Below are 24,405 nucleotides of genomic sequence, written 5' to 3'. Positions count from 1 at the left end.
TAAAATTCACGCTCGACGCGGACTTTGTCTGTAAACTCAATCACAGGCCGTATCCCCGCGCGATCGTTTGCTGTCGGCGGGGTGGCGACAACGAAACCGGCCGCGCGGGCACCTTCCACGGGACGGAGTGGCCGGTCGGTGAAGCTGCGGTAAAGTTCGCGTGCCGCGCGCTTAGGACTTGCAAAGCTCTGTAAACTTGTGAGTCTATTGCCAAGAAAGCGGCGCCTCATTCCTGCCAAACAACAAGCCGCTGAGGAAACGACGAGGTCGGAATGACGACGGCGCAACGCGTCCCGATCGGCGACCGGATTCGCACGCAGCGGCGGACCGCGGGCGTCACCCAGCGTGACCTTGCCTCCTCCGTGGGTGTCTCGCCGGCCTATCTCTCCCTCATCGAGAGCGACAAGCGGCAGATCGGCGGCCGCCTCCTCAACCGCATCGCCGAGCGGCTCGGCGTCCCGCCCGACGCCTTCACCGCCGTCAGCGACGACCGACTCGCGGCCGACCTCGCCGAGGTCTCGCGCACGTTCGCGGACGGCCCGCCCGACAACGCGGCCGGCCTCGTCGCCTATTCGCCGGACTGGGCGCGCGTGGTGCTGGAACTCCACGCACGGGCGCTGACGGCCGAGGCGCGCGCCTACCGTCTCGCGGACCGCTTCGCGCGCGACCCGCAATGGATCTCCTTCGCCCACGACATCCTGAGCCGCATCACCTCGATCCGCGCCGCGGCCGAGATCCTGTCCGATTTCGACACGATGGAGGACGCCCACCGCCGGCGCTTCACCAACACGCTCGCCTCCGAGAGCGCGCGCCTCACCGATGTGGCGCGCGAGATGATCAAGGCGCTGCAGACCGGAACGGCCGTCGACGCCGCCGGGGCGGACGTGCGCGAGGTCGACGCCTACCTCCAGGACCGCAACAATTATTTCGACGCCGTGGAGGCCGCGGTGGAGGCGATCCCGGCCCCGGCGCTCCCCGAGGGCCCGCCGAGCGCGCGCTTCGAGGCGGCGCGCGCGGTGATCGCGATCCACCTCGACGCCGTCATCGAGGGCGAGCTCGACCGCCATCAGTTCCGCACCGAGGGGGCAATACGGCGCGCGCGCGGCGCGCTCGCCCGCTACGCGGCCGGGGCGCTGATGATGCCCTACGCCACCTTCCACGCCGCCGCCGTCGCGACGCGCTACGATATCGACGAGCTGACGAGCCTCTTCGGGGCGAGCTTCGAGCAGGTCGCCCACCGCCTCGCGACGCTGCGGCGGCCGGGGGCGGAGGGGGTGCCGTTCGCCTTCCTGCGCGTCGACCCGGCCGGCACCGTCTCCAAGCGTCTGTCGACGCCGGAGCTGCGCCTGCCGCTCTTCGGGGCGTGCCCGCTGTGGGTGATCTACGAGGCTTTCTCGCAGCCCGGCCGCACCCTGTCCCAGATGGCCGACCTCGAAGGCGAGCAATTCCTCTTCCTCGCCCGTGCGCTGGAGAAGACGCCGCGGCGCCAGGCGCAGCCGCCGACGCGCTTCGCCGTCATGCTCGGCGTGGAGGCGAGCCACGCCGACGCGATCGTCTATGGCGACGCCTTCGCTGCGGGGCGGGACAGCCTCGTCACCCGCGCGGGCTATGAGTGCCTGTCGTGCAAGCGTGTCGGATGCGGCCAGCGGGCCCATGGCGGACGGGAGGACTGAGACATGACGCGTGTCCTCGTCGTCGAAGACGAACCGCACATCGCCGAGGCGCTGGTCTTCCTCCTGGAGCGCGAGGGGTTCGCCGCGAAGGTCATCCCGGACGGTGGCGAGGCGATTGGCGCGCTCGGCGACTACGACCTCATCGTCCTCGACATCATGCTCCCCGGCCGCTCCGGCTTCGAGGTCGCGGAGGCGCTGCAGGGGATGGCGGTCCGGCCGAAGACGTGCGTCCTCACCGCGAAGGGGCAGACGGCGGACCGGGAGCGGATGGAGGCGCTCGGCGTCGACGCCTTCGTGACCAAGCCCTTCTCGAACCGGGCGCTGATGGAGACGGTGCGCGCCCTCATCGCCGCGCCGTGAACCGGCCCGAGGCGCCTCCGAAGAAGGCCCCGCCAGAGCCGTCGCCGGAGCGCAGCGACGCGCGCGCGATCGTGGCGCTCGCCGGGCCTCTCCTCTTCACCCCGCCCGCCCTGGCGCTTGCCCAGCGCGACTGGTCCTTCTTCGGGATCCCGACCCTCGTCGTCTACGTCTTCGCCGCCTGGCTTCTGGGGATCGTCCTCACCCGCGCCGTCAACCGGCGGATGCGCGACTGATGCTGACCTCGCCGCTCGTGCTGGCGGTGGGCGGGGCGTATCTCGCGCTCCTCTTCGTCATCGCCTTCGTGACCGACCGTCTCGCGGCGGCGGGGCGGGTGAACGCGCTCTTCACGCCGGTCGTCTACACCCTCTCGCTCGCGGTCTATTGCACCTCGTGGACCTTCTTCGGCGCGGTCGGCACGGCGGTCCGCTCCGGCCTCGAGTTCGTGACGATCTATATCGGCCCGACGCTCGTTCTGATGGCCTGGTGGCTCTTCCTGCCGAAGCTCGTGCGGGTCGCGAAGGCGCAGCGCATCACCTCGATCGCCGACTTCCTCTCCGCCCGCTACGGCAAGAGCCGGCCCGTGGCGGTGATCGTCACGCTGATCGCGATCGCCTCCATCACCCCCTATATCGCCCTCCAGCTCCTCGCGATCACGCGCTCCTTCACCGCGCTGGTGGGGGAGGGGGAGGCGACGGCCGACACCGGCTTCTGGGTGGCCGTCGCGATGATCTTCTTCGTCTGCCTCTTCGGCACGCGCCGCCTCAACGCGGACGAGAGCCAGCCCGGCATCGTCGCCGCGATCGCCTTCGAATCGGTGGTGAAGCTCGGCGCGCTCCTCGCGATCAGCGTCTTCGCCTTCCTCCTGGTGCGCGGCGGCCCGGCCGAGGGCGGCGCCTTCGCCGACTGGCGCGAGGCGCTCCATGCGGTCGGCACCATGCCGGACGAGCGCGGCGTGCGCTGGGTCGTGCTGACGACGCTCTCCGCGATCGCGATCATCTGCCTGCCGCGCCAGTTCCAGGTGACGGTGATCGAGAACCGGGATGAATCCCATCTCGGCGTCGCCGCCTGGCTCTTCCCCCTCTATCTCTTCCTCATCACCCTCGGGGTGCTGCCGATCGCGGTGGCGGGCCTCACCCACCTGCCGCCCGGCAACGAGCCCGACCTCTTCGTCCTCACCGTGCCGCTCGCCGAAGGGGCGCATGCGCTCGCGGTCGTCGCCTTCATCGGCGGCCTCTCGGCGGCGACCTCGATGGTGATCGTCGCCTCCCTCGCGCTCGCGGTGATGATCTCGAACCACCTCGTCGCGCCGGAACTCGCCGAGCGGCCCTCGCGCGATGCGACGGGCCTCACCGCCGCCGTCCTCTTCACAAGGCGCGTCGCGATCGTGCTGATCCTGGCGCTCGCTTATCTCTACAGCCGCGCGAGCGGGGCGGAGAACGGGCTCGCCTCGATCGGCCTCATCGCCTTCGCGGGGGTCGCGCAGTTCGCGCCGGCCCTCTTCGGCGGCCTTTTCTGGCGCAACGCCAACCGGATCGGCGCCACGATTGGCCTCCTCGCCGGGGCGGCGGTTTGGGTCGTGACGCTCCTCCTGCCGAGCTTCGGCTTCGCGGAAGGGGTCGCGGCGGTGCTGCGCACGACCGTGCTGCCGCCGCGCATGGCGGCCGGGCCGGAGGCGGTGGACCCGCTGGTCTTCGGCGTCCTCCTGTCGCTGACGCTGAACACCGTGCTCTACGTCCTCGGCTCACTGCTGACGCGCGGGGCGGCGATCGACCAGCTCCAGGCGACGCTCTTCGTCGACGCGCTCCACCGCGGCGGACCGGAGCCGACGCTGCGCCGCTCGGTCAACCGGCGCGATCTCTTCCGCCTCACCCAGCGCATCCTCGGCCCGGAGCGCGCGCACGCGATGTTCGCGGGCGATGGCGGCGGCAACGAATTGGTGGACAGCGCCTTCCTCGCCCATGTGGAGCGGGAGATCGGCTACGCCCTCGGCGCGGCCTCGGCGCACACGATGGTGACGCGCGTCGCGACCGGGGAGCCGATCAGCGTCGACGCCGCCATCTCGCTATTGCGCGAGACGCAGGATGCGATCGAGGCGGCGCGACAGCTCGGCGTGCGCTCGGTGGAGCTGGAGCGCACCGCCTCCGAGCTTCGCACGGCGAACGCGACGCTCACCGAGCTTCTGCTGGAGAAGGACGATTTCCTGAGCCGCGTCAGCCACGAGATGCGCACGCCGCTGACCGCGATCCGCGCCTTCGCCGAATTGCTGCGCGACGGGCCGGACGACGCGGATCGCGCCGCGCGCTTCATCGAGATCATCTTCACCGAATCGGAGCGGCTGACGCGCCTTCTCGACGACATCCTGGACCTCTCGCGCCTCGAGGCGGGCATCGCGCCGATCGACACGCGGCGAATCGATGCGGCCGAGATCGCCCGCCAGTCGGCCGCGGCGATGGAGGGGTTCGCCGAGCGCAACCGGGTGGAATTGCGCATCGACGCGCCGGGCCCGGTCTGGGTGCACGCGGACGCCGACCGGCTGAAGCAGGTGCTCGTGAACCTCATCTCCAACGCGGTGAAATTCCACGGCTCGGTGCCGCACGTGCGGATCACGGCGGGCGCGGAGGAGGGGCACGCGGTGCTGCGCGTGCGCGACCATGGGGGCGGCGTCGCCGAATCGCTGCGGCCCCGCCTCTTCACGAAATTCGGCGGCACCTGGAGCGGCGGCAACAGCCGCTCCGGGGCGGGTCTCGGCCTCGCCATCTCGCGCCAGATCATGGTGCGCCTCGGGGGCGACCTGAAGCTCGAGCACACCGGGCGCGACGGTTCGGTGTTCGCGGCACTCTTGCCGCTCGACCGTTCCGCCGCCTGACGGGCCGCTACTGGGCGGCCTGGAGCCCCGCATCCTCGGGGAAGAGGGCGAGGATCGCGGCGCCGACATCCTCGCCGGGGCCGAGAAGGCGCTCGGGTGCGAGGTCCGTCATCGGCACGTCCGAATAGCCGTAGGTGAGGCCGACGATCGGGACGCGCGCATTCGTCGCCGTCTCCCGGTCGATCCGGCTGTCGCCGACGTAGACTGTGCGCTCGCGCGTGCCGCCGGCAAGCTCGATGGTGCGCAGGAGGTGCTCGGCGTTCGGCTTGCAGACGGGGAAGGTGTCGCCGCCCGTGACCGCGACGAATCGATCCAACAGGCCGAGCGCGGTGAGGAGTTGGCGCGCGAGCCCCTCGCGCTTGTTGGTGCACACGGCGAGCCCGACGCCCGCCGCATCCAGCGTGTCGAGCGCGGTCAGAAGCTCCGGAAAGGGGCGGCTCAGCTTGTCGATCCGGCTCGCATAGTGCTCGATATAATCGTGGAAGATCGTGTCGATCTCCGCCGGCGCCAGGGTGATCGCGTTCAGCCTCAGCGAGGCCTCGATCATCGCCCGCGCGCCCATGCCGATGTGCCGGCGCAGCGTTTCCGGCGCGACTTCCGGCACGCCGCGCCGCGCGAGCACGGTGTTGCAGGTGTCGACGAGGTCGGGCGCCGTGTCCACAAGGGTTCCGTCGAGGTCGAATACCGCCAGTCTCGTCACAATCGTCCACCGTGCTTTGTCTCTGACGGGGAGGGGATAGCGCACCGGACGGGGGGCGGCCAACTGGCAGACCTTGCATGTTGTGCCGCGAATTGCTTCAAGCCGACGATGCAATGCTGCTTGTTAGGGATGCCCCGATGCGTACGACCCTTCTGATCGCCGCGCTTGCCGCCGGCCTCGCGATGGCCGGACCCGCCTCCGCCCAGAATGCCGCGCCCGACCTGCAGGCGACTCCGGCGGACGACAGCTTCACCGAATCCCACCTCGCGGCCGCGCAGGACGTCATCGACCTGACCAAGTCCGACCAGGGCTTCGACGACATCCTCCCCCGCCTCGCCGACCAGACCCGCGCGGTCTTCATCCGCTCGAACCCCGCGCTGACGCGCGAGATCGAGGAGACCGTGATGGAAGTCGCGATCTCGTTCGCGCAGCGCCGCGTCGAATTGTCGAAGACGATGCAGCTCATCTGGGCGCGCCGCTTCACCGAAGCCGAGCTGAACGAGCTGAAGGCCTTTTTCGGCTCGCCCGTCGGCACCAAATTCGCCGAGGAGACGCCGGTGATCACGGCGCTCTCGATCGGTGCGGCCCGCCAGTGGGAGCAGCAGCTCTCCGCGGCGATGGTCGAGGAGACGCGCGCCAAGCTTCGCGAGGCCGGCCTTCTCTGACACCGCGCCCGCCCCGCCCCCATATGGGCGGAGCGGACTGACGCGCGCGGCAGGCGCCCGGCCATCGGCCCGGCGCCGGAGACGCCGCGAATCCATGCCCGCCGCGCCGGTCGCGCGGTGGACGATTGCGACAGCCCAGCCGGGGGGAACCCATCCCTCCGGCTCATGTCGTTGGTGGGGCGCGTGCGCCGCGCCGAGGCCAGGGGGAGCGGAGAGTTGACTGAATTCGACTACGACCTGTTCGTCATCGGCGCGGGGTCGGGCGGCGTGCGCGCCGCGCGGATCGCGGCGCAGAACGGCGCGAAGGTGGCGATCGCGGAGGAGCACCGCGTCGGCGGGACCTGCGTCATCCGCGGCTGCGTGCCGAAGAAGCTGATGGTCTACGCCTCCCAATTCTCCGAGCATTTCGAGGACGCGGCCGGCTTCGGCTGGACGGTGCCCGAGGCGACCTTCGACTGGCGCACCCTCATCGCCAACAAGGACCACGAGATCGACCGGCTGAACGCGATCTACATCCGCAACCTCACCAATTCGGGCGTCGACCTCATCATGAGCCGCGCGCAGGTCGAGGGACCGCACACCGTGCGCATCGCGATGGAGGAGCGGACTGTGACCGCCCGCGTGATCCTGATCGCGACCGGCGGGACGCCCTGGCTCGACACCGAGCTGCCGGGGATCGAGCACGTCATCACCTCCAACGAGGTGTTCTATCTGAAGGAGCAGCCGCGCCGCGTGATCGTGGCGGGCGGCGGCTATATCGCGGTGGAGTTCGCCGGGATCTTCAACGGCCTCGGCAGCGAGACGACGCTCGTCTATCGCGGCGGGGAGATCCTGCGCGGCTTCGACAATGAGCTGCGCGCGAGCCTGCGCAAGGAGATGGAGAAGAAGGGCGTCCAGTTCGTCTTCAACGACATCTTCACGAAAATCGAGAAGACGGAGGCGGGCCTCCTCGCGACGATGCGCAGCGGCGAAACGCTGGAGGCGGACGCGATCCTCTTTGCGACCGGCCGCTGGCCGGCGACCGAGGGGCTCGGCCTCGACGCGGCCGGCGTCGCGATGAACGAGCGCGGCGCCGTGATCGTCGACCACGAAGGGCGCACGTCCGTCCCGTCCATCTACGCCGTCGGCGACGTGACGGACCGCATCAACCTCACCCCGGTCGCGATCCGGGAGGGGCACGCCTTTGCCGACACCGTGTTCGGCAACCGCCCGGTGAAGGTCGACCACACGCTGGTGCCGACGGCGGTCTTCTCCCAGCCCGAGCTCGGCACCGTGGGGCTCACCCAGGAAGAGGCGCTGGAGGTCTACGACCAGGTCGACGTCTACTCGACCTCGTTCCGCCCCACGCTGCACACCCTCTCCGGGCGCGACGAGCGCATGTTCATGAAGGTGCTCGTCGATGCCGAGACCGACCGCGTCCTCGGCGTCCACCTGATGGGGCACGGGGCGGGCGAGCTCATCCAGGTGCTCGGCATTGCCGTGAAGATGGGCGCGACAAAGGCGGACTTCGATGCGACCGTTGCGGTCCATCCGACCGCTGCCGAAGAGCTCGTCACCATGCGTTCACCCACCCATCAGCTTCGTCGCGAGGCCGCTTGAGTTTCTCCGTTTTCGGCTACGGCTCCCTCGTCAATCGCGGCACGCTGCCCGAGACCATCGAAACCCGCCGCGCCTGCCTGAAGGGCTGGCGGCGGGCCTGGCGCGCGTCGAGCCGCACGCCGAAGGGCGGCGTGTGCGCCGTCTCCGTCGTCGAGGATCCGGGGTGCGAGATCGAGGGGCTCGTCGTCACCTTCGACGACCGCCTCTGGCCCGCGATCGAGGCGCGCGAATATCGCTATGACGCGCTGCCGCTCGAAAGCGCGTCCTTTCACGACGACCGGCCGCACGACGGACCGCTCCTGATCTTCAAGGCGTCCGCCGGGTCCGACCATTTTGGCGACGAAGACAATCCGATCACTCTGACGTATATTGACGTCATTCTGCAGGGTTTCCTGCGCGAATTCGGCACCGACGGGGTCGATCGCTTCATGGCGACGACCGAGGGCTGGCATGTTCCGATCGTCGACGATCGGGCCAGGCCCCGCTATCCTCGTGCGCAACAGTTGAGCACCGATGAGCGAAATTTGGTCGATCGGATGCTAACAAGTGTTGACGCGAGGCTCTTACCGGCAGATGACGGCGGTCCGCCGCGAACAAGTTGGTGAGTGTCATGACGAACGCGAAGAACTGGAGCCCCTCCAGCTGGCGCGCAAAGCCAGCCAAACAATTGCCCGAGTATCCGGACGAGGATGCCGTGCGTGCAGTCGAGACGCGTCTTGCGTCTTATCCGCCGCTGGTCTTTGCCGGTGAAGCCCGTGCGCTGAAGGCGGAACTCGCCCGCGTGGGGGAGGGCAATGGTTTTCTGCTCCAGGGCGGCGATTGCGCCGAAGCGTTTGCCGAACATCACCCCGACGGGATTCGCGACTTCTTCCGCGTCTTCCTGCAGATGGCCGTCGTCCTGACCTTCGGCGCCGCCTCGCCGGTGACCAAGGTCGGCCGCATCGCGGGCCAGTTCGCGAAGCCCCGCTCCTCGTCCGTCGAGACGCAGGATGGCGTCGAGCTGCCGTCCTACCGTGGCGACATCGTGAACGACATCGCGTTCACGCCCGAGGGCCGCACGCCCAATCCGGAGCGGATGGAGATGGCGTTCCGCCAGTCCGCCGCCACGCTGAACCTGCTGCGCGCCTTCGCCCAGGGCGGCTACGCCAATCTCGACAACGTCCACACCTGGATGTTGGGATTTGTGGAGGACTCGCCGCAGGGTCATCGATACCGTAGCTTGGCCAACCGGATTTCCGAGACCCTCGATTTCATGCGCGCCTGCGGCATCGAGTCGAAGAACACGCCGCAGCTCCAGTCGACGGACCTCTACACGAGCCACGAGGCGCTTCTGCTCGGCTACGAGCAGGCCTTCACGCGCGTCGATTCGCTGACGGGCGATTACTACGACACGTCCGGCCACATGATCTGGATCGGCGACCGCACTCGCCAGCCCGACCATGCGCACGTGGAATATGCCCGCGGCGTGAAGAACCCGCTCGGCCTCAAGTGCGGCCCGTCCCTCTCGCCGGACGGCCTCCTGGAGCTGATCGACATCCTGAACCCGCAGAACGAGGCGGGCCGGATGACGCTCATCTGCCGCTTCGGCGCCGACAAGGTGATGGACCACCTGCCGGCCCTCATCCGCGCGGTGGAGAAGGAAGGGCGCAAGGTCGTCTGGTCGTGCGACCCGATGCACGGCAACACCGTGTCGGTCGCCGGCTACAAGACGCGTCCGTTCGACCGGATCATGAAGGAGGTGCAGGCCTTCTTCGCGGTCCATCGCGCGGAGGGCACGCACGCCGGCGGCATCCATATCGAGATGACCGGCACCAACGTGACCGAGTGCACGGGCGGCGCGCGCCCGGTGACGGCCGACACGCTGTCGGACCGCTACCACACGCACTGCGACCCGCGCCTCAATGCCGAGCAGGCGATCGAGCTTGCTTTCCTGATGGCGGAAAATCTCCAGGCGGAGAAGAAAGACCGGAGCGCCCGCGTCGCGGCGTGAACCGATCGGACGAACAGCGCGGCCCTCCGGGGCCGCGTTTGCGTTGGGGCGTCGCGATGTGCGGGGCGTATGACATGTGTCAATGCGCCGGCGCCGCGGTTCGCCAAAATCGCAGAGGCTTCGCGGGGCGGTATGTCTAAAGCTCTGCGCATATAACAAATGTTGGTGTTATTCACTGGACGTACCGCCGAAACACTGGCATGACGTTTCCGTGATCAGCGGACGGGGATCGACAGTCTATCCCGAACCTCGTCCAGCTTCTGAGCGAAGTGTCGATGCGATCGGCAGCATGGGGCAAGATCTCGTGTTGTGCATCGCAATATGACTTGAGTTTGCCTCGCGGCAATGCCTTGGTTCTGCAGCGGCCGGGCATTTGACACGATAATTATAATTGGCGAGGCATTACCCCTGGCGGCGTGGTCTTTCGGGACCATGCCGCCTCTTCACTTCCGCCGGAATCTTTCGCCGCCTTTCTTCTGGCTCTCTTGCCGCACCGCACTATAATGGGCGCTCTTGTTCGCGCCGCCCCGGCCGTTCGGCGGGGATGTCCTTGCGGCGCGGTCGCCCGTCCGGTGCGGTCTCGTGGCTTGCGACGCGCCGGCGCCAAAGGAATGTGCTCATCGTCGTCCGTGCCCCCGCTCCCCCGTCCGCCACCCACCTTTCCGCGCCCGTCCGCGTCGCGCCCGATCTGACGGGCCGTCCCGCATGATCGGCAACGGATCCTCGAGCTACGAGCCCGCGCCGCTGCCGCGCACCGCGATCGTCACCGGCGGGGCCGGGGCGCTCGGCTTCGCGATCTGCGAGCGGCTCGCCGCCGCCGGCAACCGGGTCGGCATCATCGATCTCGGCGCGGATGCGCAGGAGCGCGCGGCCCAGCTGCCCGACGCGATCGGCGTCGCCTGCGACGTGACGGACGACGAGGCCCTGCGCCGCGCCTACGCGCAGATCGCGCACACGCTGGGGCCGGTCGGCACCGTCGTGCACGCGGCCGGCATCGTCCCGCTCGCCCCCTTCCTCGACACCGATCGCGGCGCGCTCGACCGCGCGTTCGCCGTCCATGTCGGCGCCGCCTTCGTGCTCTTCCAGCGCGCCGCGCGCGACATGGTGGAGGCGGGGTCCGCCGGCCGGCTGATCGCGATCTCCTCGATCTCCGGTGCCCGCGCCGGCTACGGGCGCACCGCCTACGGCACCTCGAAGGCGGCGCTCATCCACCTCATGGGGCAGATGTCGCTGGAGCTCGGCCCCTACGGCATCACCGCGAACACGGTGGCGCCCGGCCCGGTGGAGACGCCGCTGTCGCGCGAGGTCCACACCGCCGAGACGCGGGCCGACTATGTGCGCACCATCCCCCTCGGCCGCTTCGGCGCGGAGGACGAGGTCGCCCACGCGGTCGCCTTCCTCGCCTCGCCGGAAGCGAACTACATCACCGGCCAGACCCTCTATGTCGACGGCGGCTACATCTCGGCGGGGATGGGCGTGTCGATCGCCCAGAGCGCGGCGGCGGTGCGCCGTCCGCCCGGCGCGCGCCGCGACTCCTACTGAGACGGTCCCCGCTCCCGCCCGTGCGCCGCAAGCCTCGGGCGGGCGAGCGCTCCTAGTGTCACCGTTCCATCGCGGGGAACGGGGCCTCGGCGTCGATGCTGAACTATTTCAATGCCGCGCTGAACAAGCTCTCCCGCGACCAGCCGTTCGACCGGTTCGCGGACATGGCGGAGCTGGTGCTCGACGCGGGGGCGGTCGCGATCGTCGACCTCCACCCCTGTCCGACGCTGATCGGATGCAGCGAATCGGCCGCCAAGATCACGCCGCACGTCGTCCAGCTCGCGGCAAGCGCCGCCGCCACGGATCCGGTGGCCCTCGCCGGACGCCTCGCCCCGCTCTCCGGCACGCCGCTCCCCTTCGCGCCGCCCTTCAGCCGCGTCGTCAACATCGCGATGGTGTGCGCCGCGCGGCAGATCCTGTGCATGGTCTTCCCGATCCTGCCCGGCATCGCGCCGCGGCGCGTCCAGCGCTTCGCCGCGCACGGCAGCCGCCTCATCGCCGAAAACGCGCTGATCCAGCGCTACCGCTCCGACCTCAGGCGCTACATCACGATGTTCGACCATGTGGAGCGCTCGGCGAAAGTCGGCGTGTGGGAGGCCGACATCACGACGCAGGAGCAATTCTGGTCGGGTGAGGTCTTCCGCATCCACGAAATCCCCGCCGGTGGCCTGCCGCCCCTCATCAACGAGGTGATGGCCTACTATCCCGAGCCCGGCCGCACCCGCCTGCGCGACGCCTTCCAGGAGCTGCGCCTCACCGGCGCCTCGTGCGACGTGACGCTCCCCCTCGTCACCGCCGCCGGCACGAAGCGCACGGTCCGCGTCATCGCCGACCTGCAGCGCGCCGCCGATGGGCGCGACCGCTTCCTCGGCATCTACCAGGACGTGACGGCCCAGCAGGAGGCGAACGAGCGCCTCTGGTGGACCGCGAACCACGACAACCTCACGGGCCTGCCGAACCGCGCCCTCTTCGCCGACCGGTTCCACAAGGCGCTGGAGCGGCGCAAGCGCTCGAAGACGCTCGTCTGCCTCGTCCTCGTCGATGTCGACGATTTCAAGATCGTGAACGACACGTTTGGCCACAGCGCGGGCGACGAGCTCCTGCGCCTCGTCGCCAAGCACCTCGACGAGGGGACGCGCGCGCACGACACCGTCGCCCGCACCGGCGGCGACGAGTTCTCGATCCTCCTCGACGATGTGCGCAGCCGCGAGGACCTGCCCCTCATTCTCGCGCGCCTCAAATCCGCGCTCGAGGTCCACCTCACCTGGGGCGAGCGCACGATGCGCGTCACGATGAGCGCCGGGGCCGCACTCGCCCCCGATCACGGCCTCAACGAGACGGAGCTGATCGCCGCCGCCGACATCGCCCTCTACCGGATGAAGGCGATCCGCGCCCCCTCGCTGGCGCTCTACGAGCCGGGCTTCGGCACCATGGTGGAGGAGCGCTCGCGCCTCCTCGCCGGGGTGCGCGAGGCGCTGACGCGCGGCAGGATCGTGCCCCACTACCAGCCGCAGGTGGATGTCGCGACGGGCCGGGTCGTCGGCGTCGAGGCGCTCGCCCGCTGGGTCACGGAGGAGGGGGTCCGCGCGGCGGAGACCTTCGCCCCCGCCTTCGACGACCCGCAGCTCGCCAACGAAATCGGCGACGCGATGGCCGACCGCGCGGCGAGCGAGATCGGCGCCCTCAACCGGATGCTCTCGCGCCGCCTCTCCCTCTCGCTGAACGCCTCGCTGACGGAGCTGAATGGCGGCTCCGTCCTGCCGCGCATGATCGAACTCGCGAACCGCGGCGGCATCGAGGGCCCCCTCACCATCGAGATCGCCGAAGCCGTCTTCCTGGAGGACCGGTCCGGCACCATCACCGAGGCGATCCGCGCCGCCGCGGACGCGGGGCTCCGCGTCTCGCTCGGCGATTTCGGCAGCGGCTACGCCTCCCTCGTGCAGATCGCGACGCTGCCGATCGCGGAGGTGAAGGTCGCCCGCCGCTTCATCGAGGGGCTGGAGGAGGACATTTCGCGCCAGAAGGTGCTGCACGGGATCATCGATCTCGCCCGCACGTTGGGCCTGCGCCTCGTCATCGAAGGGATCGAGACGGACGCCCAGGCCCACCGCATCCGCAGCCTCGGCGCGCACCTCGCTCAAGGATTTTTGTACGCCCCTGCGCTCTCCTTCGACGCCCTCCACGAACGCCTCGCGGCCGAGCTCCCGGAGTCCTCCGTCGCCTGACCCCGTGCGCGCCGGCCGGCCGCACGCAGGCGAATGGAGAATCCTGTTTTTAGACAATCTTCTCCGGTGATCGCCGCCTTGGTCGTCGCTCTGGAATTGTGCTCTATCCTCGCTGTATAGGAGGAGGAGTATGTCAGCTTCGTCGGCGCGCCGTGCGATCCCGCAATCGCGGCGCAATCCCCGTAGAGTGCCGCCAGGGCGTGCGTCCGGTTCCTCCCCGCGCACCCGCCCTCACGCCGTGCCGCCTTCGCGATGAACGATTCGGTCCCGCCCGAAATCCTGATCGACACGCGCGAGATGCGCCGCGCCCTCGGCCAGTTCGCGACCGGGGTGACGATCGTCACCTGCCTCGGCCCGGACGGTGTGCCGAACGGGATGACGGCGAACTCCTTCGCCTCCGTCTCCCTCGACCCGCCGCTCGTCCTGTGGTCGCTCGACCGGCGGGCGCGCAGCTTCGCCGCCTTCTCCGAGGCGGACCGCTTCGCCTTCTCGGTCCTCGCCCAGGACCAGGTGGAGCTCTCCAACCGCTTCGCCCGCCCCGGCGCCGACAAGTTCGGCGAGGTCGCCTGGGAGCCGGGCCTCGGCGGCGTGCCGCTGCTGCCGGATCCCGCGGCCCACTTCGAATGCCGCCGCCACACCGTCTTCGATGGTGGCGACCATCTCATCATCGTCGGCCGGGTGGAGCGCTTCGTGCGCTACGAGCGGCGCGGCCTCGTCTTCGCCGAGGGGCGCTACGGGGCGATCGCGCCGCATCCGGGCACCGGCGGCGTGCCGGTGGAGGAGGTGAGCGATGCGCGCCACCCGTACGACGATTTCCTCGTCCCGCTCCTCTTCCGCGCCTACAACCACCTCTTCAAGGCCTTCGCCGAGACGCTCGTCGCCGAAGATTCGGACGGCGGCCAGATGCGCATCCTGTCGATCCTCTCCTCGCACGGCCCCGTCGATGAGGGCGAGCTTCTCACCAAGACGATGCTGTCCGAGACGCGGTTCGACGAGGCGTGCCAGGCGCTGATCGCGCAGGCCTATGTGCGGCCGGCCGGCGGCGACGCGCTCGCGATCACCGCGACGGGCGAGGCGAAGCTCGCCGACCTCCTGCGCCACGCCGCCCGCCGCGAGCGCGACAGCACCAGCGGCCTCGACGCGACCGAGGTGGAGATGCTGCGCGTTCTCCTGCGCAAGCTCGTCCTCCATCACGAGGCGGACCAGTGAGCACCGCAGCCGCGCCGACGACGAGGCGCGGGCTCTTGTGAGAGCGCCCTATGATGGCGTGGTCCTCGCGGCCCCCTTCACGTTGGCGCGCCGCCGTCACGCGGAGGGCTCGACCGTCTCGCTCGCCGCCGCGGCGCTCGCCGGAGTGCTGCGCGCGGCGGGCCTGCGCCACGCGCTCCTCGACGGGCTGAGCCTTGCGAGCCATTCGCTCGGCGGGGAGACCGTCGCCACCGTCGCCGACCAGCTCGGCCTCTCCTGCCGCTATCTCGACCAGCCGATGCTCGGCGGGGCGAGCGCCATCGCCGCCGTGCGCCGCGCGGCCCGCATGGTCGCGGCCGGTGACATCGACACCGTGGCGATCATCGCCGCCGATCGGGGGGAGGGGCCGGCGGCGCTGCCCGATTTCACGCTCGACGCGCTCGCCCCCTATGGCGGTCCGGGCGCGCTCGTCCCACTCGCGCTTTTGACGCAGAACTACATGCGCCGCTTCGGCGCGACGCGGGCCGATTGCGCCAAGATCTGCCTCGCGGCGCGCGAGAACGCCGCCGGCGTGCCGCACGCGCTCCTCGGCGCGACCCCGCTCACCGAAGCGGACTATGAAGACGCCCCAATGCTCGCCGACCCGCTCGTCACGCACGACCGGCCGCAGCCCGTCGCAGGCGCGGCCGGCTGCCTCCTCATGCGCGAGATCGACGCCGTCGCGGGCGGGCTCCCCTACGCCCGCATCCTCGCCACGATCGAGCGGCACGGCGCCTATCGCGGCGACCTCGTGCAGACGCGGGGCGGCTGGGCGCGCGAGATCGGCGAGTTGTGGTCGATGGCGGGCCTGCGGCCGGGCGCGGTCGACGTCGTCGAGACCCACGATGCCTGCCCGATCCTGTCGATGATCCAGTTCGAGGATCTCGGCTTCTGCGCCAAGGGTGACGGTCCCGCCTTCGTGCGCGAGCACGGCCTGACGCGGACCGGCTCCTTCCCGCACAACACCGCGGGCGGCCTCCTCGCGGGCGGGGAGCCGGGCGCGGCGGCGGGCCATTATGGCCTCGTCGAGGCGCTGCGCCAGGTGACCGGCACCGCCGCGGAGGGCGACGAGAGCGCGCCCGTCTCCTGGCAGGTGCCGGGCGCCTCGGTCGGCCTCGTCTCCGCCTTCGGCGTGCTCCCCTATGATCGGGGCCTTGCGGCGTGCGCGGCGATCCTCGCCGGACGCGGCGCGGAGGCGGCGCCATGACGGCGCATGCGCCGGCGCGCGGCCCGCTGATGGACGCGCTCGACCGCGTCGCCATCCGCGGCGGCCCGCTCCGCCTGCCGCTCTGCGACCATTGCGGCGAGATCGCCTGGCCGCCGCGTCCGGTGTGCGGACGCTGCCACGCGCTCGACCGGCCGGCCTGGACGGAGATCGGCGCGGACGGGCGCGTGCAGGCCGTGACCCTCCTCCACGATCTCCCGCGCGCCCACGCGATGCGCCTCCCGGTGCCGATCGCGACCGTCCATCTCGATTTCGGGGGTGAGGTGATCGCCTTCACCCATGTCAATGTGACCTACGGCGACCGGGTCGCGGTGCGCGCCGAGCTCGATCGCTCGGGCCGCGCCGTCCTCGTCGCCGCGCCGCGCGGCTCGGGGCAGCCGAGCGCGGCGGAAGTGCGGGAAAGTCTGGGGCTGGCGATGACACCGAAATCCGTGGCGCTCTACGGCACCGACGCACAGATCGCGACGATCCTGGAAGGGATCGGCTGCACGGTCTTCGAGCAGGACGGGATCGGCACGCCCGTCGACGGGGCGCTCGTCCTCCTGCGCGCCTTCGAGCCGATCGAGGTCGGTGCCCGCGACGCGCGCTTCGGCGACCTCCTCCTTGCGACCGAGCGGATGGCCGATCACCTGCGCGCCGCCTCTGCGGGGCTCCTGAAGAAAGCCGGGCACGCCCCGGTGACGCTGATCGCCGCGATCCCCGACGGCGCGCTCGCCCCGCTGCCGGGCGATGGCGGCGGCGCGGCGGCGGCCGCGGCGGCCTTCAGCCTCGTCGCCTCGGCGCGCCAGCGCCTCCGCCCCCACGGGGTGCGCGTCGTCACCCTCCTCTACGACGACAGCGCGGAGGCCGAGGCGCTCGCCATGTCGATCCCGGAGCTTTGCGGGGCGACCCGCGAATACGCTGCGCTCGGCCCACGCGCCGAGGCCGCGCTCGCCGGATGGAGCGCCGACCCGCTCGGCTTCGAGCGGGTGCGCGACGCCACCTTCGGCACCGAGGAACAGGGACCCCCATGACCATCACTTTCCGAGAGGCCGAGCCGCGCGATGTCGCCGCCATCGTCGCGATGCTCGCCGACGACATGCTCGGCGCCGCGCGCGAGACGGTGTCCGACCCGCCCGACCCCCGCTATTTCGCCGGGCTGGAAGCGATCCGCGCCAATCCGCACGACCACCTGATCCTCGCCGAACAGGACGGGGAGGTCGTCGCCTGCGCTCAGCTCACCTTCCTCCACGGCCTCAGCCGGCAGGGTGCGGTCCGGGCGCTGATCGAGGGGGTGCGCGTCGCCTCCAGCGCGCGGGGCGGCGGGATCGGGGCGGAACTCGTTGCCCATCTCGTCGCGATGGCGCGCGAGGGCGGTGCCGCGATGGTCCAGCTCACCTCCGACAAGAGCCGCACTCGCGCCCACGCCTTCTATGAGCGCCTCGGCTTCAAGGGCACCCATCTCGGCATGAAGCTCGACCTCACGGGGGGGTGAGGCGCCCCCTCATTCCTTTGGAGAGTCGGGCCCTGTCATTCCTCCGGAGCCGTCATGCGCCTCGGACGGCCCTCTGGGTGGGAGCCGTCACCCGAAGGGCCGGAACGTTAGTGGAGGAGGGCGCAGCCCTTGATGGCTCCCGCCCAGAGGGCCAGCCTCGCCGCATGATGGACCGGGGCCCCGCGGCGGTGCCGGGTCAGCCATATTTGCGCGCGAACGCCTCTTCCGACATCGCGAGATAGAGGATCCCTTCGATGATCGCGACGATGCCGGGGATCACCGTCCAGAAGAAGATGAGGTAGAGGATCCCCCAGCCGATCTGGCCGAGATAGAAGCGGTGCGCGCCGAACGAGCCGAAGAGGAAGGCGAGGACGGCCGCGATCACCTTGTTCTTGCGCGGATAGACCGGCGCCTGCGGCGCGCCGCAGACCGGGCAGGCGGTCGCGTCGAGGGCGATCGACGTCCCGCAGCGGTAGCAGAATTTCTGCTCGAGCGTGTGGCGGACGGACGTTTCGACGGTCATCGCGGGCTCCATGGAGGGCGGGGGCGGTGCGCCGAGGTGCCGGCCGGGCCCCGCCGCCTATGGGGTGAGGTAGAGACGGCCCCGGCCCCTGTCCAGCCGCGCGCGGCCATGCCGCGCCGCCAGGCCGCGCCGCCGTTCAAGACATTTGCATTTGCATCGAAACTCCCACTAGGCTTTCGCACCCTTGGGAGGATTTCGCATGTCGGCATTGTCGCAATTGGCCGCGGGGCTCGCGTCGGGCGGCGTTCGCGTGGTGGATCTGTCGGCGCCGCTGGGGCCGGACACGCCGCTCCTGAAGCTCCCGCCCGAGTTCGCGGTGGACACCCCCAAGATCGAGATCCACAAGATCTCCGAGTATGACGCGAACGGCCCCTTCTGGGCCTGGAACTGGCTGAAGCTCGGCGAGCATTCGGGCACGCACTTCGATGCGCCCGCCCACTGGATCACCGGCAAGGATCTGCCTCAGAACACCACCGACACGCTCCCCGTCGGCCGCCTCGTCGCCCCCGCCGCGGTCATCGACTGCTCGGCCGAGGTCGCGGCCGATCCCGATTATCTCCTCACCGCCGACGCGATCCGCGCGTGGGAGGCAGCGCACGGCGCGATCGAGCCCGGCTCCTGGGTGCTGATGCGCACCGACTGGTCGAAGCGCAACGGGTCCGAGGCCGCCTTCCTCAACGCCGACGCCACCGGCCCCCATTCGCCGGGCCCCTCGGTCGACTGCATCGAACTCGTCGTGGAGCGGGGCGCGATCGGGTGGGGGACGGAGTGTATCGGCACCGATGCCGGCCAGGCTGGCGGCATGAACCCGCCCTTCCCAGCGCACAATCTCCTCCACAAGAACGGCCGCTACGGCCTCGCGAGCCTCGCCAATCTCGACCAGCTCCCGCCGAAGGGGGCGATCGTCGTCGCGACGCCGTTGAAGATCGTCCACGGCACGGGCAGCCCGATCCGCGCGATCGCGCTCGTCGAAGGCTGACGCGCGCGATGAGCCGAGGCGGCGAGGAGGCGGCGCTCGCGGCGGAGGCGGCGCCGGTCGCCACCCCGCTCGACCTTGAATCCTTCGCGCCGTACCTCATCAACCGCATCTCGGCCCGCTACAATGCGGACCTTGCCGAGACGCTGAAGGCGCGCGGCATCACGACGCCGCAGATGCGCGCGCTCGCCGTGCTCTCGATCCACCCGAACATCACCGTCAACGAACTCGCGATCTATGCGGTGATGGAGCAGTCGACGATGAGCCGGACCCTCGACGCGCTCGAGGCCGCCGGCCTCGTCGCCCGCACCCCGCGCGAGGGGGATGCGCGCGTGCGCGAAGTGGCGCTGACGGCGGACGGCCTCGCCGCCTTCGAGGACGTGAAGCCGACCATGATGGAGGCCGAGGCGCGGATGCTCTCCGGCCTCTCGGCTGCCGACCGGGCGGCCTTCCTTGCGAGCCTCCACATCATCCTGCGCAACATCCGCAAGAACCCGTTCTGAGCGGCAGCGCCCGGCCGGTTCGCGCGCGCCAATCGGCAGCGGCGGACGGGCGGGAAGGGGCGTAGAGTGGTGCGGCATCGATCCGTTGCACGCTGGCCTGATCTATGCATTTGAATAGATCGAACCTCGAAGGGGAGGGCGAGCCATGGCCGAGCGGTCCTTTGCGAAGGAAGTCGAGCAGCTCAAGATCGGCGCGGGGCAGGAGTTCCGCGGTGAGGGCATTCTCGCCATCACCAAGGCGCTCCTCCAATGCGGCGTCAGCTATGTCGGCGGCTATCAGGGCGCGCCGATCAGCCACCTGATGGACGTGCTCGCCGACGCCGAGGAGATCATGTCCGATCTCGGCGTCCACCTCGAGGCCTCGGCGAGCGAGGCGGCCGCCTGCGCGACGCTTGCCGCCTCGGTCCATTATCCGGTGCGCGGGGCGGTTGCCTGGAAGTCGACCGTCGGCACCAATGTCGCCTCCGACGCGCTCGCGAACCTCGCCTCGGGCGGGGTGAAGGGCGGGGCGCTCATCATCGTCGGCGAGGATTATGGCGAAGGCTCCTCCATCATGCAGGAGCGCAGCCATTCCTTCGCGATGAAGAGCCAGGTCTGGCTCCTCGACCCGCGCCCCAACCTCGAATCCATCGTGAAGGCGGTGGAGGACGGGTTCGACCTCTCCGAGGCGACCAACACGCCCGTGATGCTGGAGGTGCGGATCCGCTCCTGCCATGTCCACGGCCGCTTCATCGCCAAGGACAACCAGCGCCCGAAGATGACGATGGCCGAGGCGCTCGAGAACCCGCAGCGCGACACCGCGCGCATCGTGCTCCCGCCCGCCTCCTTCATGCACGAGCACGAGAAGGTGAAGGCGCGCTGGCCGAAGGCGGTCGAGTTCATCAAGACGCGCAAGCTGAACGAGCATTTCGGCCCGGCCGACGGCAAGGTCGGCATCATCTGCCAGGGCGGCATGTTCAACGGCGTCGTGCGCGCCCTCCAGCGGCTCGGCCTCGCCGACCTCTATGGCCGCTCGGACGTGCCGATCCACTGCCTCAACGTCACCTATCCGCTGATCGACGACGAGATCGTCGCCTTCTGCGCCGGCAAAGATGCCGTCCTCATCGTGGAGGAGGGCCAGCCCGAGCATATCGAGCAGGCCGTCGGCGCGATGCTCTACAAGGCCGGCGGGACGGTGAAGCTCGAGGGCAAGGGCATGCTCCCGATGGCCGGTGAATATACCGGCACGGTCATGCTGCAGGGCTTCACCGACTTCCTGCGCGCCTACGCGCCGGAGCTTCTGCCCGACCAGGAGCGCGCCCCCAACGCGCCCGACGCGCGCGCCGAGCTGCCGGACCTCAACGGCAAGGTGCCGATGCGCCCGCCCGGCTTCTGCACCGGCTGCCCCGAGCGGCCGATCTTCGCCGCGATGAAGATGGTCGAGCAGGATCTCGGCATGCACCACATCGCGGCCGACATCGGCTGCCACCTCTTCTCCTCGATGCCCCCCTTCAATCTCGGCGCGACGACGATGGGGTATGGGCTCGGTCCCGCCTCCGCCTCCGCCTTCAACGTGAAGGCCAAGAAGCGGCCGATCTCGGTGATGGGCGACGGCGGCTTCTGGCACAACGGGCTCGCCACCAGCGTCGGCAACGCCGTGTTCAACCAGCAGGACGGGGTGATCCTCGTCGTCGACAACTATTATTCCGCGGCGACCGGCGGGCAGGACATCCTTTCCTCCCGCGCGACGAACAAGAGCCGCTCCACCAAGCACCCGATCACCGAGGCGGTGCGCGGCGTCGGCGTCAAATGGGTGCGCCAGATCGACCGCACCTACGATGTCGGCAAGATGCGCGACACGCTGACCGAGGCGCTGACGACGACCGAGACGGGGCCGAAGGTCATCGTCGCCTCGTCCGAGTGCATGTTGAACCGGCAGCGGCGGGAGAAGCCGCTGGTGGCCGCCGCGATCAAGGACGGCAAGCGCACGGTGAAGCCGCGCTTCGGGGTCGACGAGGACGTGTGCACCGGCGACCACGCCTGCATCCGCCTCTCGGGCTGCCCGTCCCTGTCGGTGAAGACGCTCGACGATCCGCTGCGGGACGACCCGGTCGCCGCGATCGATTCCTCCTGCGTCGGGTGCGGCAATTGCGGCGAGGTCGCGGAGGCGGCGGTCCTGTGCCCCTCCTTCTATCAGGCCGACATCGTCCACAATCCGCGTGGCCTCGAGACGCGCCTTGCGCGCTGGCGCGGCCGGGTGATTGGCTGGCTCCAGCGCCGGCGCGACGCGCGCCGCCTCGTCTTCGCGCGCTGAGGAGGGCGGGATGAACGTTCACGTCGAGCCGCGGCGGGGTGGGGACCAGACGAGCGGGGTGATCAAGCTCGCCATTCTCGCCGTCGGCGGGCAGGGCGGCGGTGTCGTCACCGACTGGCTCATCGATCTCGCCGAGGAGAACGGCTACTACGCGCAGGCGACCTCCGTGCCGGGCGTCGCCCAGCGCACCGGGGCGACCGTCTACTATGTGGAGATGGTGCCGGAGACCGGCGCGACGCCGATCCTATCGCTGATGCCCTCGCCCGGCGATGTCGACATCGTGCTCGCGGCAGAGCTGATGGAGGCGGGCCGCGCGATCCAGCGCGGGCTCGTGACGCCGGGGCGCACGACGCTGATCGCCTCCAGCCACCGCGCCTATGCGGTGTCGGAGAAGGCCGCGCCGGGGCGGGGCATCCTCGACGCCGAGCCTGTGCTGGAGGCCGCCGCTCAGGCCTCGCTCCGCTTTCTCTCGGCCGATCTCGACCGCCTCGCCGTCGCGAACGGCTCGGTGATCTCGGCGAGCCTCTTCGGCGCCCTCGCGGGATCGGAGGCGCTGCCCTTCCCCCGCGCGGCGTTCGAGGAGACGATCCGCCGGTCCGGCAAGGGCGTGAAGGCGAGCCTTGCCGCCTTCGCCGCCGGCCACGATGCCGTGCGCGCCGGCCCCGCGCCCGCCGCCGACATGGCCGCGCCGGGGGAGGGGCCCGCCGAGGCGCCCCTCACGGCCGGCCACGCCCCGGCCGACGTGCCGGTGCCGGAGGGCCTCACCGGCCCGGAGACGCTGCGCGCGGCCTATGCCGGCCTTCTCGTCCGCGCCGACGCGCTGCCGGAGGGCGCGCGCGAGATGGCGCGTCGGGGCCTTCAAAAGGTCGTCGACTTCCAGGACGTCGTCTATGGCGAGGAGTACCTCGCCCGCGTCGAGACCGTCGCCGCGCTGGACCGGGCGTCCGGCCGCGAGGGCGCGGCGCTCACCACCGCCGCGGCGAAGGCGATCGCCAACGCGATGGCCTATGACGATGTGATCCGCGTCGCCGACATCAAGGTCCGCGCCTCGCGCATGGCGCGGGTGAAGAAGGAGGTCGGCGTCGGCGAGACGCAGCTCCTCGCCCTCACCGAGTACATGCACCCGCGCGCCGAGGAGGTGTGCGGCACGCTGCCGGCCTGGCTCGGCTCGGCGATCGAGAAGCGGCGCTGGGCCTTCAATCTCCTCGACACGATCGTCAATCGCGGCCGCCGCGTGCGGACCGACCGGCTGCGCGGCTTCCTCCCGCTCTATGTTGTCTCCGCGATGCGGCCGATGCGCCGCCGCCTCCTGCGCCACCAGGTCGAGCTTGCCCACCTCGAGGAGTGGCTCGGCACCGCCAACCGCCTCGCCGTGACGGACTACGACCTCGCCGTCGAGGTCTTGAAGTGCCGCCGCCTCATCAAGGGCTACAGCGACACGCACGACCGGGGCGCCTCGAAATTCGACCGCGTCCTCTCGGCCCTCCCGGTCCTGGAAGGGCGGGCGGACGGGGCGGACTGGCTGCGTCGGCTGCGCGAGGCGGCGCTCCTCGACGAGGCCGGGACGCAGCTCGACGGCGCGCTGAAGACGGTCTCCACCCTCGACGCGCCCGCGTCGCCCGCCGCGTGAGCCGGCGATGAGCGAGGACGCGCCAGAGACCCAGCACGCGCCCGAGCACGCCATCGACCGCGCCTACGAGAACAGCGCCTACATCCCCGGCGCGGCGGCGTTCACGCGCCACTGGGCCGAGACGGCGGCGCGCTTCCGCGAGGCCCATCACGGCCGCATCGACGTCGCCTACGGCCCCGACCCGCGCGAGCGCTACGACCTCTTCCTGCCGGCGGGAGAGCCGCACGGCCTCGCCGTCTTCATCCACGGCGGCTACTGGATGGCCTTCGACAAGTCGGACTGGTCGCATCTCGCCCAAGGCGCGCTCGAAAATCGCTGGGCGGTGATGCTGCCGAGCTATCCGCTCTGCCCGCAGGTCCGGATCGGCGGCATCGTCGCCTCGGTCGGCGCCGCGATCGCGCACGCGGCGGACACCGTCGCGGGCCCCATCGTCATCGCCGGCCACTCCGCCGGCGGCCACCTCGCCGCGCGCATGGCCTGCCGCGACGCCCCGCTGCCGGCCGAAATCGCCGCACGGATCGCGCGCGTCGTGTCGATCTCCGGCCTCCACGATCTCCGCCCGCTGCTGGCGACGCGGATGAACGAGACGCTGCATCTCGACCTTGCCGAGGCGCGGCGGGAGAGCCCGGCGCTGCTCGACCCGGCCGACATCGACATCGTCGCCTGGGTCGGTGACGGCGAGCGGCCGCAGCTTCGCCGCCAGACGCGCCTCCTCGCGCTCATCTGGGAAGGCCTCGCCCGCTCGGTCCGCCACGTGGAAGCGCCGGACCGGCACCATTTCGACGTGATCGAGGATCTCCGCGATCCGCGCTCCGCGCTCACCGCCGCGCTCCTCGGCTGATGCGAGACTTCGACCGGGAGCGAAATGTTCCCGGATGCGGGACCGTCTCCATCCCGGTATGAGTGAGGTTCAGGCGACGCCAGATCGGAGAGC

The 24,405-nt window shown here is 70.4% G+C and carries 21 protein-coding genes; 19 read left to right on the top strand and 2 right to left on the bottom strand.

What is annotated here, in order from left to right:
- The first annotated feature begins 272 nt into the window (after positions 1 to 272).
- Genes DBV35_RS25845 through DBV35_RS25830 form a run of 4 tightly spaced genes read left to right on the top strand, consistent with a single transcriptional unit; the run spans position 273 to position 4,899 of the window.
- Positions 273 to 1,673 (top strand): helix-turn-helix domain-containing protein, encoded by a 1,401-nt coding sequence (locus DBV35_RS25845; RefSeq protein WP_108663259.1) that lies wholly within the window; start codon positions 273 to 275, stop codon positions 1,671 to 1,673.
- Positions 1,674 to 1,676: 3 nt separating this feature from the next.
- Entirely contained in the window at positions 1,677 to 2,033 is a 357-nt protein-coding gene (locus DBV35_RS25840) for a response regulator transcription factor (protein WP_108663258.1), read from the top strand.
- Positions 2,030 to 2,266, top strand: a complete 237-nt coding sequence (locus tag DBV35_RS25835; RefSeq protein WP_108663257.1) for a hypothetical protein — start codon at positions 2,030 to 2,032, stop codon at positions 2,264 to 2,266. Before DBV35_RS25840 ends, DBV35_RS25835 begins: the two co-directional genes overlap by 4 nt.
- Positions 2,266 to 4,899 (top strand): sensor histidine kinase, encoded by a 2,634-nt coding sequence (locus DBV35_RS25830; protein WP_108663256.1) that lies wholly within the window; start codon positions 2,266 to 2,268, stop codon positions 4,897 to 4,899. Before DBV35_RS25835 ends, DBV35_RS25830 begins: the two co-directional genes overlap by 1 nt.
- 7 nt (positions 4,900 to 4,906) lie before the next feature.
- On the opposite strand, the gene DBV35_RS25825 is transcribed toward DBV35_RS25830, so the two are convergent.
- On the bottom strand, positions 4,907 to 5,599 hold the full coding sequence (locus DBV35_RS25825) for an HAD hydrolase-like protein (protein WP_281262247.1): 693 nt from the start codon (positions 5,597 to 5,599) through the stop codon (positions 4,907 to 4,909).
- Between the two features lie 137 nt (positions 5,600 to 5,736).
- Between DBV35_RS25825 and DBV35_RS25820 the strand changes: the two genes are divergently transcribed.
- From DBV35_RS25820 to DBV35_RS25775, 10 genes are all read left to right on the top strand, one after another.
- Positions 5,737 to 6,264 carry a DUF2059 domain-containing protein gene (locus tag DBV35_RS25820; RefSeq protein ID WP_157961988.1) on the top strand — a complete coding sequence of 176 codons (528 nt, stop codon included), beginning with the start codon at positions 5,737 to 5,739 and terminating at the stop codon, positions 6,262 to 6,264.
- Between the two features lie 216 nt (positions 6,265 to 6,480).
- Positions 6,481 to 7,863 carry a glutathione-disulfide reductase gene (gene gor / locus DBV35_RS25815; RefSeq protein WP_108663254.1) on the top strand — a complete coding sequence of 461 codons (1,383 nt, stop codon included), beginning with the start codon at positions 6,481 to 6,483 and terminating at the stop codon, positions 7,861 to 7,863.
- Between the two features lie 131 nt (positions 7,864 to 7,994).
- Positions 7,995 to 8,468 (top strand): gamma-glutamylcyclotransferase, encoded by a 474-nt coding sequence (locus DBV35_RS25810; protein ID WP_157961987.1) that lies wholly within the window; start codon positions 7,995 to 7,997, stop codon positions 8,466 to 8,468.
- Positions 8,469 to 8,473: 5 nt separating this feature from the next.
- Positions 8,474 to 9,853, top strand: a complete 1,380-nt coding sequence (locus DBV35_RS25805) for a class II 3-deoxy-7-phosphoheptulonate synthase (RefSeq protein ID WP_108663252.1) — start codon at positions 8,474 to 8,476, stop codon at positions 9,851 to 9,853.
- 705 nt (positions 9,854 to 10,558) lie between these two features.
- Positions 10,559 to 11,395, top strand: a complete 837-nt coding sequence (locus DBV35_RS25800; RefSeq protein WP_108663251.1) for an SDR family NAD(P)-dependent oxidoreductase — start codon at positions 10,559 to 10,561, stop codon at positions 11,393 to 11,395.
- A 95-nt stretch (positions 11,396 to 11,490) separates the two neighbouring features.
- Positions 11,491 to 13,620 (top strand): putative bifunctional diguanylate cyclase/phosphodiesterase, encoded by a 2,130-nt coding sequence (locus DBV35_RS25795; RefSeq protein WP_108663250.1) that lies wholly within the window; start codon positions 11,491 to 11,493, stop codon positions 13,618 to 13,620.
- Positions 13,621 to 13,872: 252 nt separating this feature from the next.
- On the top strand, positions 13,873 to 14,829 hold the full coding sequence (locus tag DBV35_RS30750) for a flavin reductase (RefSeq protein WP_108663249.1): 957 nt from the start codon (positions 13,873 to 13,875) through the stop codon (positions 14,827 to 14,829).
- Positions 14,830 to 14,866: 37 nt separating this feature from the next.
- Positions 14,867 to 16,054: a thiolase family protein gene (locus tag DBV35_RS25785; RefSeq protein WP_108663248.1), complete on the top strand. Its 1,188-nt coding sequence runs from the start codon at positions 14,867 to 14,869 to the stop codon at positions 16,052 to 16,054.
- Positions 16,051 to 17,085 (top strand): Zn-ribbon domain-containing OB-fold protein, encoded by a 1,035-nt coding sequence (locus DBV35_RS25780; protein WP_157961986.1) that lies wholly within the window; start codon positions 16,051 to 16,053, stop codon positions 17,083 to 17,085. The genes DBV35_RS25785 and DBV35_RS25780 overlap by 4 nt, the downstream gene beginning before the upstream one ends.
- Entirely contained in the window at positions 17,082 to 17,546 is a 465-nt protein-coding gene (locus DBV35_RS25775) for a GNAT family N-acetyltransferase (protein ID WP_108663246.1), read from the top strand. The genes DBV35_RS25780 and DBV35_RS25775 overlap by 4 nt, the downstream gene beginning before the upstream one ends.
- A gap of 196 nt (positions 17,547 to 17,742) precedes the next feature.
- Here the strand turns inward: DBV35_RS25775 and DBV35_RS25770 are convergent, their stop codons facing one another.
- Positions 17,743 to 18,069 carry an NINE protein gene (locus DBV35_RS25770; RefSeq protein ID WP_108663245.1) on the bottom strand — a complete coding sequence of 109 codons (327 nt, stop codon included), beginning with the start codon at positions 18,067 to 18,069 and terminating at the stop codon, positions 17,743 to 17,745.
- A gap of 199 nt (positions 18,070 to 18,268) precedes the next feature.
- Here DBV35_RS25770 and DBV35_RS25765 point away from each other — a divergent pair, with 199 nt between their 5' ends.
- The 5 genes from DBV35_RS25765 to DBV35_RS25745 all read left to right on the top strand — a co-directional run bounded on the left by DBV35_RS25765 (position 18,269) and on the right by DBV35_RS25745 (position 24,312).
- The gene (locus DBV35_RS25765) at positions 18,269 to 19,048 is read left to right on the top strand and encodes a cyclase family protein (protein WP_108663244.1); all 780 of its coding nucleotides are present in this window, start codon (positions 18,269 to 18,271) and stop codon (positions 19,046 to 19,048) included.
- An 8-nt stretch (positions 19,049 to 19,056) separates the two neighbouring features.
- Positions 19,057 to 19,548: a MarR family winged helix-turn-helix transcriptional regulator gene (locus tag DBV35_RS25760; protein WP_108663243.1), complete on the top strand. Its 492-nt coding sequence runs from the start codon at positions 19,057 to 19,059 to the stop codon at positions 19,546 to 19,548.
- 145 nt (positions 19,549 to 19,693) lie between these two features.
- Positions 19,694 to 21,841, top strand: coding sequence for a thiamine pyrophosphate-dependent enzyme (locus DBV35_RS25755; protein WP_108663242.1), 2,148 nt, complete (start codon positions 19,694 to 19,696; stop codon positions 21,839 to 21,841).
- 10 nt (positions 21,842 to 21,851) lie between these two features.
- The gene (locus DBV35_RS25750) at positions 21,852 to 23,471 is read left to right on the top strand and encodes an indolepyruvate oxidoreductase subunit beta family protein (RefSeq protein ID WP_108663476.1); all 1,620 of its coding nucleotides are present in this window, start codon (positions 21,852 to 21,854) and stop codon (positions 23,469 to 23,471) included.
- Between the two features lie 7 nt (positions 23,472 to 23,478).
- Entirely contained in the window at positions 23,479 to 24,312 is an 834-nt protein-coding gene (locus DBV35_RS25745; RefSeq protein ID WP_108663241.1) for an alpha/beta hydrolase, read from the top strand.
- Positions 24,313 to 24,405 lie beyond the last annotated feature (93 nt).

Source organism: Acuticoccus kandeliae, assembly GCF_003073115.1.
The sequence above is the reverse complement of the archived record's forward strand: the minus strand, read 5'-3'. Positions and strand labels throughout refer to the sequence as shown.

Excerpts from the sequence above, each read along its gene's own strand:
- DBV35_RS25845 (WP_108663259.1), top strand. The coding sequence starts at position 273 with ATGACGACGGCGCAACGCGTCCCGATCGGCGACCGGATTCGCACGCAG.
- DBV35_RS25840 (WP_108663258.1), top strand. The coding sequence starts at position 1,677 with ATGACGCGTGTCCTCGTCGTCGAAGACGAACCGCACATCGCCGAGGCG.
- DBV35_RS25830 (WP_108663256.1), top strand. The coding sequence starts at position 2,266 with ATGCTGACCTCGCCGCTCGTGCTGGCGGTGGGCGGGGCGTATCTCGCG.
- DBV35_RS25820 (WP_157961988.1), top strand. The coding sequence starts at position 5,737 with ATGCGTACGACCCTTCTGATCGCCGCGCTTGCCGCCGGCCTCGCGATG.
- DBV35_RS25805 (WP_108663252.1), top strand. The coding sequence starts at position 8,474 with ATGACGAACGCGAAGAACTGGAGCCCCTCCAGCTGGCGCGCAAAGCCA.
- DBV35_RS25800 (WP_108663251.1), top strand. The coding sequence starts at position 10,559 with ATGATCGGCAACGGATCCTCGAGCTACGAGCCCGCGCCGCTGCCGCGC.
- DBV35_RS25795 (WP_108663250.1), top strand. The coding sequence starts at position 11,491 with ATGCTGAACTATTTCAATGCCGCGCTGAACAAGCTCTCCCGCGACCAG.
- DBV35_RS30750 (WP_108663249.1), top strand. The coding sequence starts at position 13,873 with ATGAACGATTCGGTCCCGCCCGAAATCCTGATCGACACGCGCGAGATG.
- DBV35_RS25780 (WP_157961986.1), top strand. The coding sequence starts at position 16,051 with ATGACGGCGCATGCGCCGGCGCGCGGCCCGCTGATGGACGCGCTCGAC.
- DBV35_RS25775 (WP_108663246.1), top strand. The coding sequence starts at position 17,082 with ATGACCATCACTTTCCGAGAGGCCGAGCCGCGCGATGTCGCCGCCATC.
- DBV35_RS25770 (WP_108663245.1), bottom strand. The coding sequence starts at position 18,069 with ATGACCGTCGAAACGTCCGTCCGCCACACGCTCGAGCAGAAATTCTGC.
- DBV35_RS25765 (WP_108663244.1), top strand. The coding sequence starts at position 18,269 with ATGTCGGCATTGTCGCAATTGGCCGCGGGGCTCGCGTCGGGCGGCGTT.
- DBV35_RS25760 (WP_108663243.1), top strand. The coding sequence starts at position 19,057 with ATGAGCCGAGGCGGCGAGGAGGCGGCGCTCGCGGCGGAGGCGGCGCCG.
- DBV35_RS25755 (WP_108663242.1), top strand. The coding sequence starts at position 19,694 with ATGGCCGAGCGGTCCTTTGCGAAGGAAGTCGAGCAGCTCAAGATCGGC.
- DBV35_RS25750 (WP_108663476.1), top strand. The coding sequence starts at position 21,852 with ATGAACGTTCACGTCGAGCCGCGGCGGGGTGGGGACCAGACGAGCGGG.
- DBV35_RS25745 (WP_108663241.1), top strand. The coding sequence starts at position 23,479 with ATGAGCGAGGACGCGCCAGAGACCCAGCACGCGCCCGAGCACGCCATC.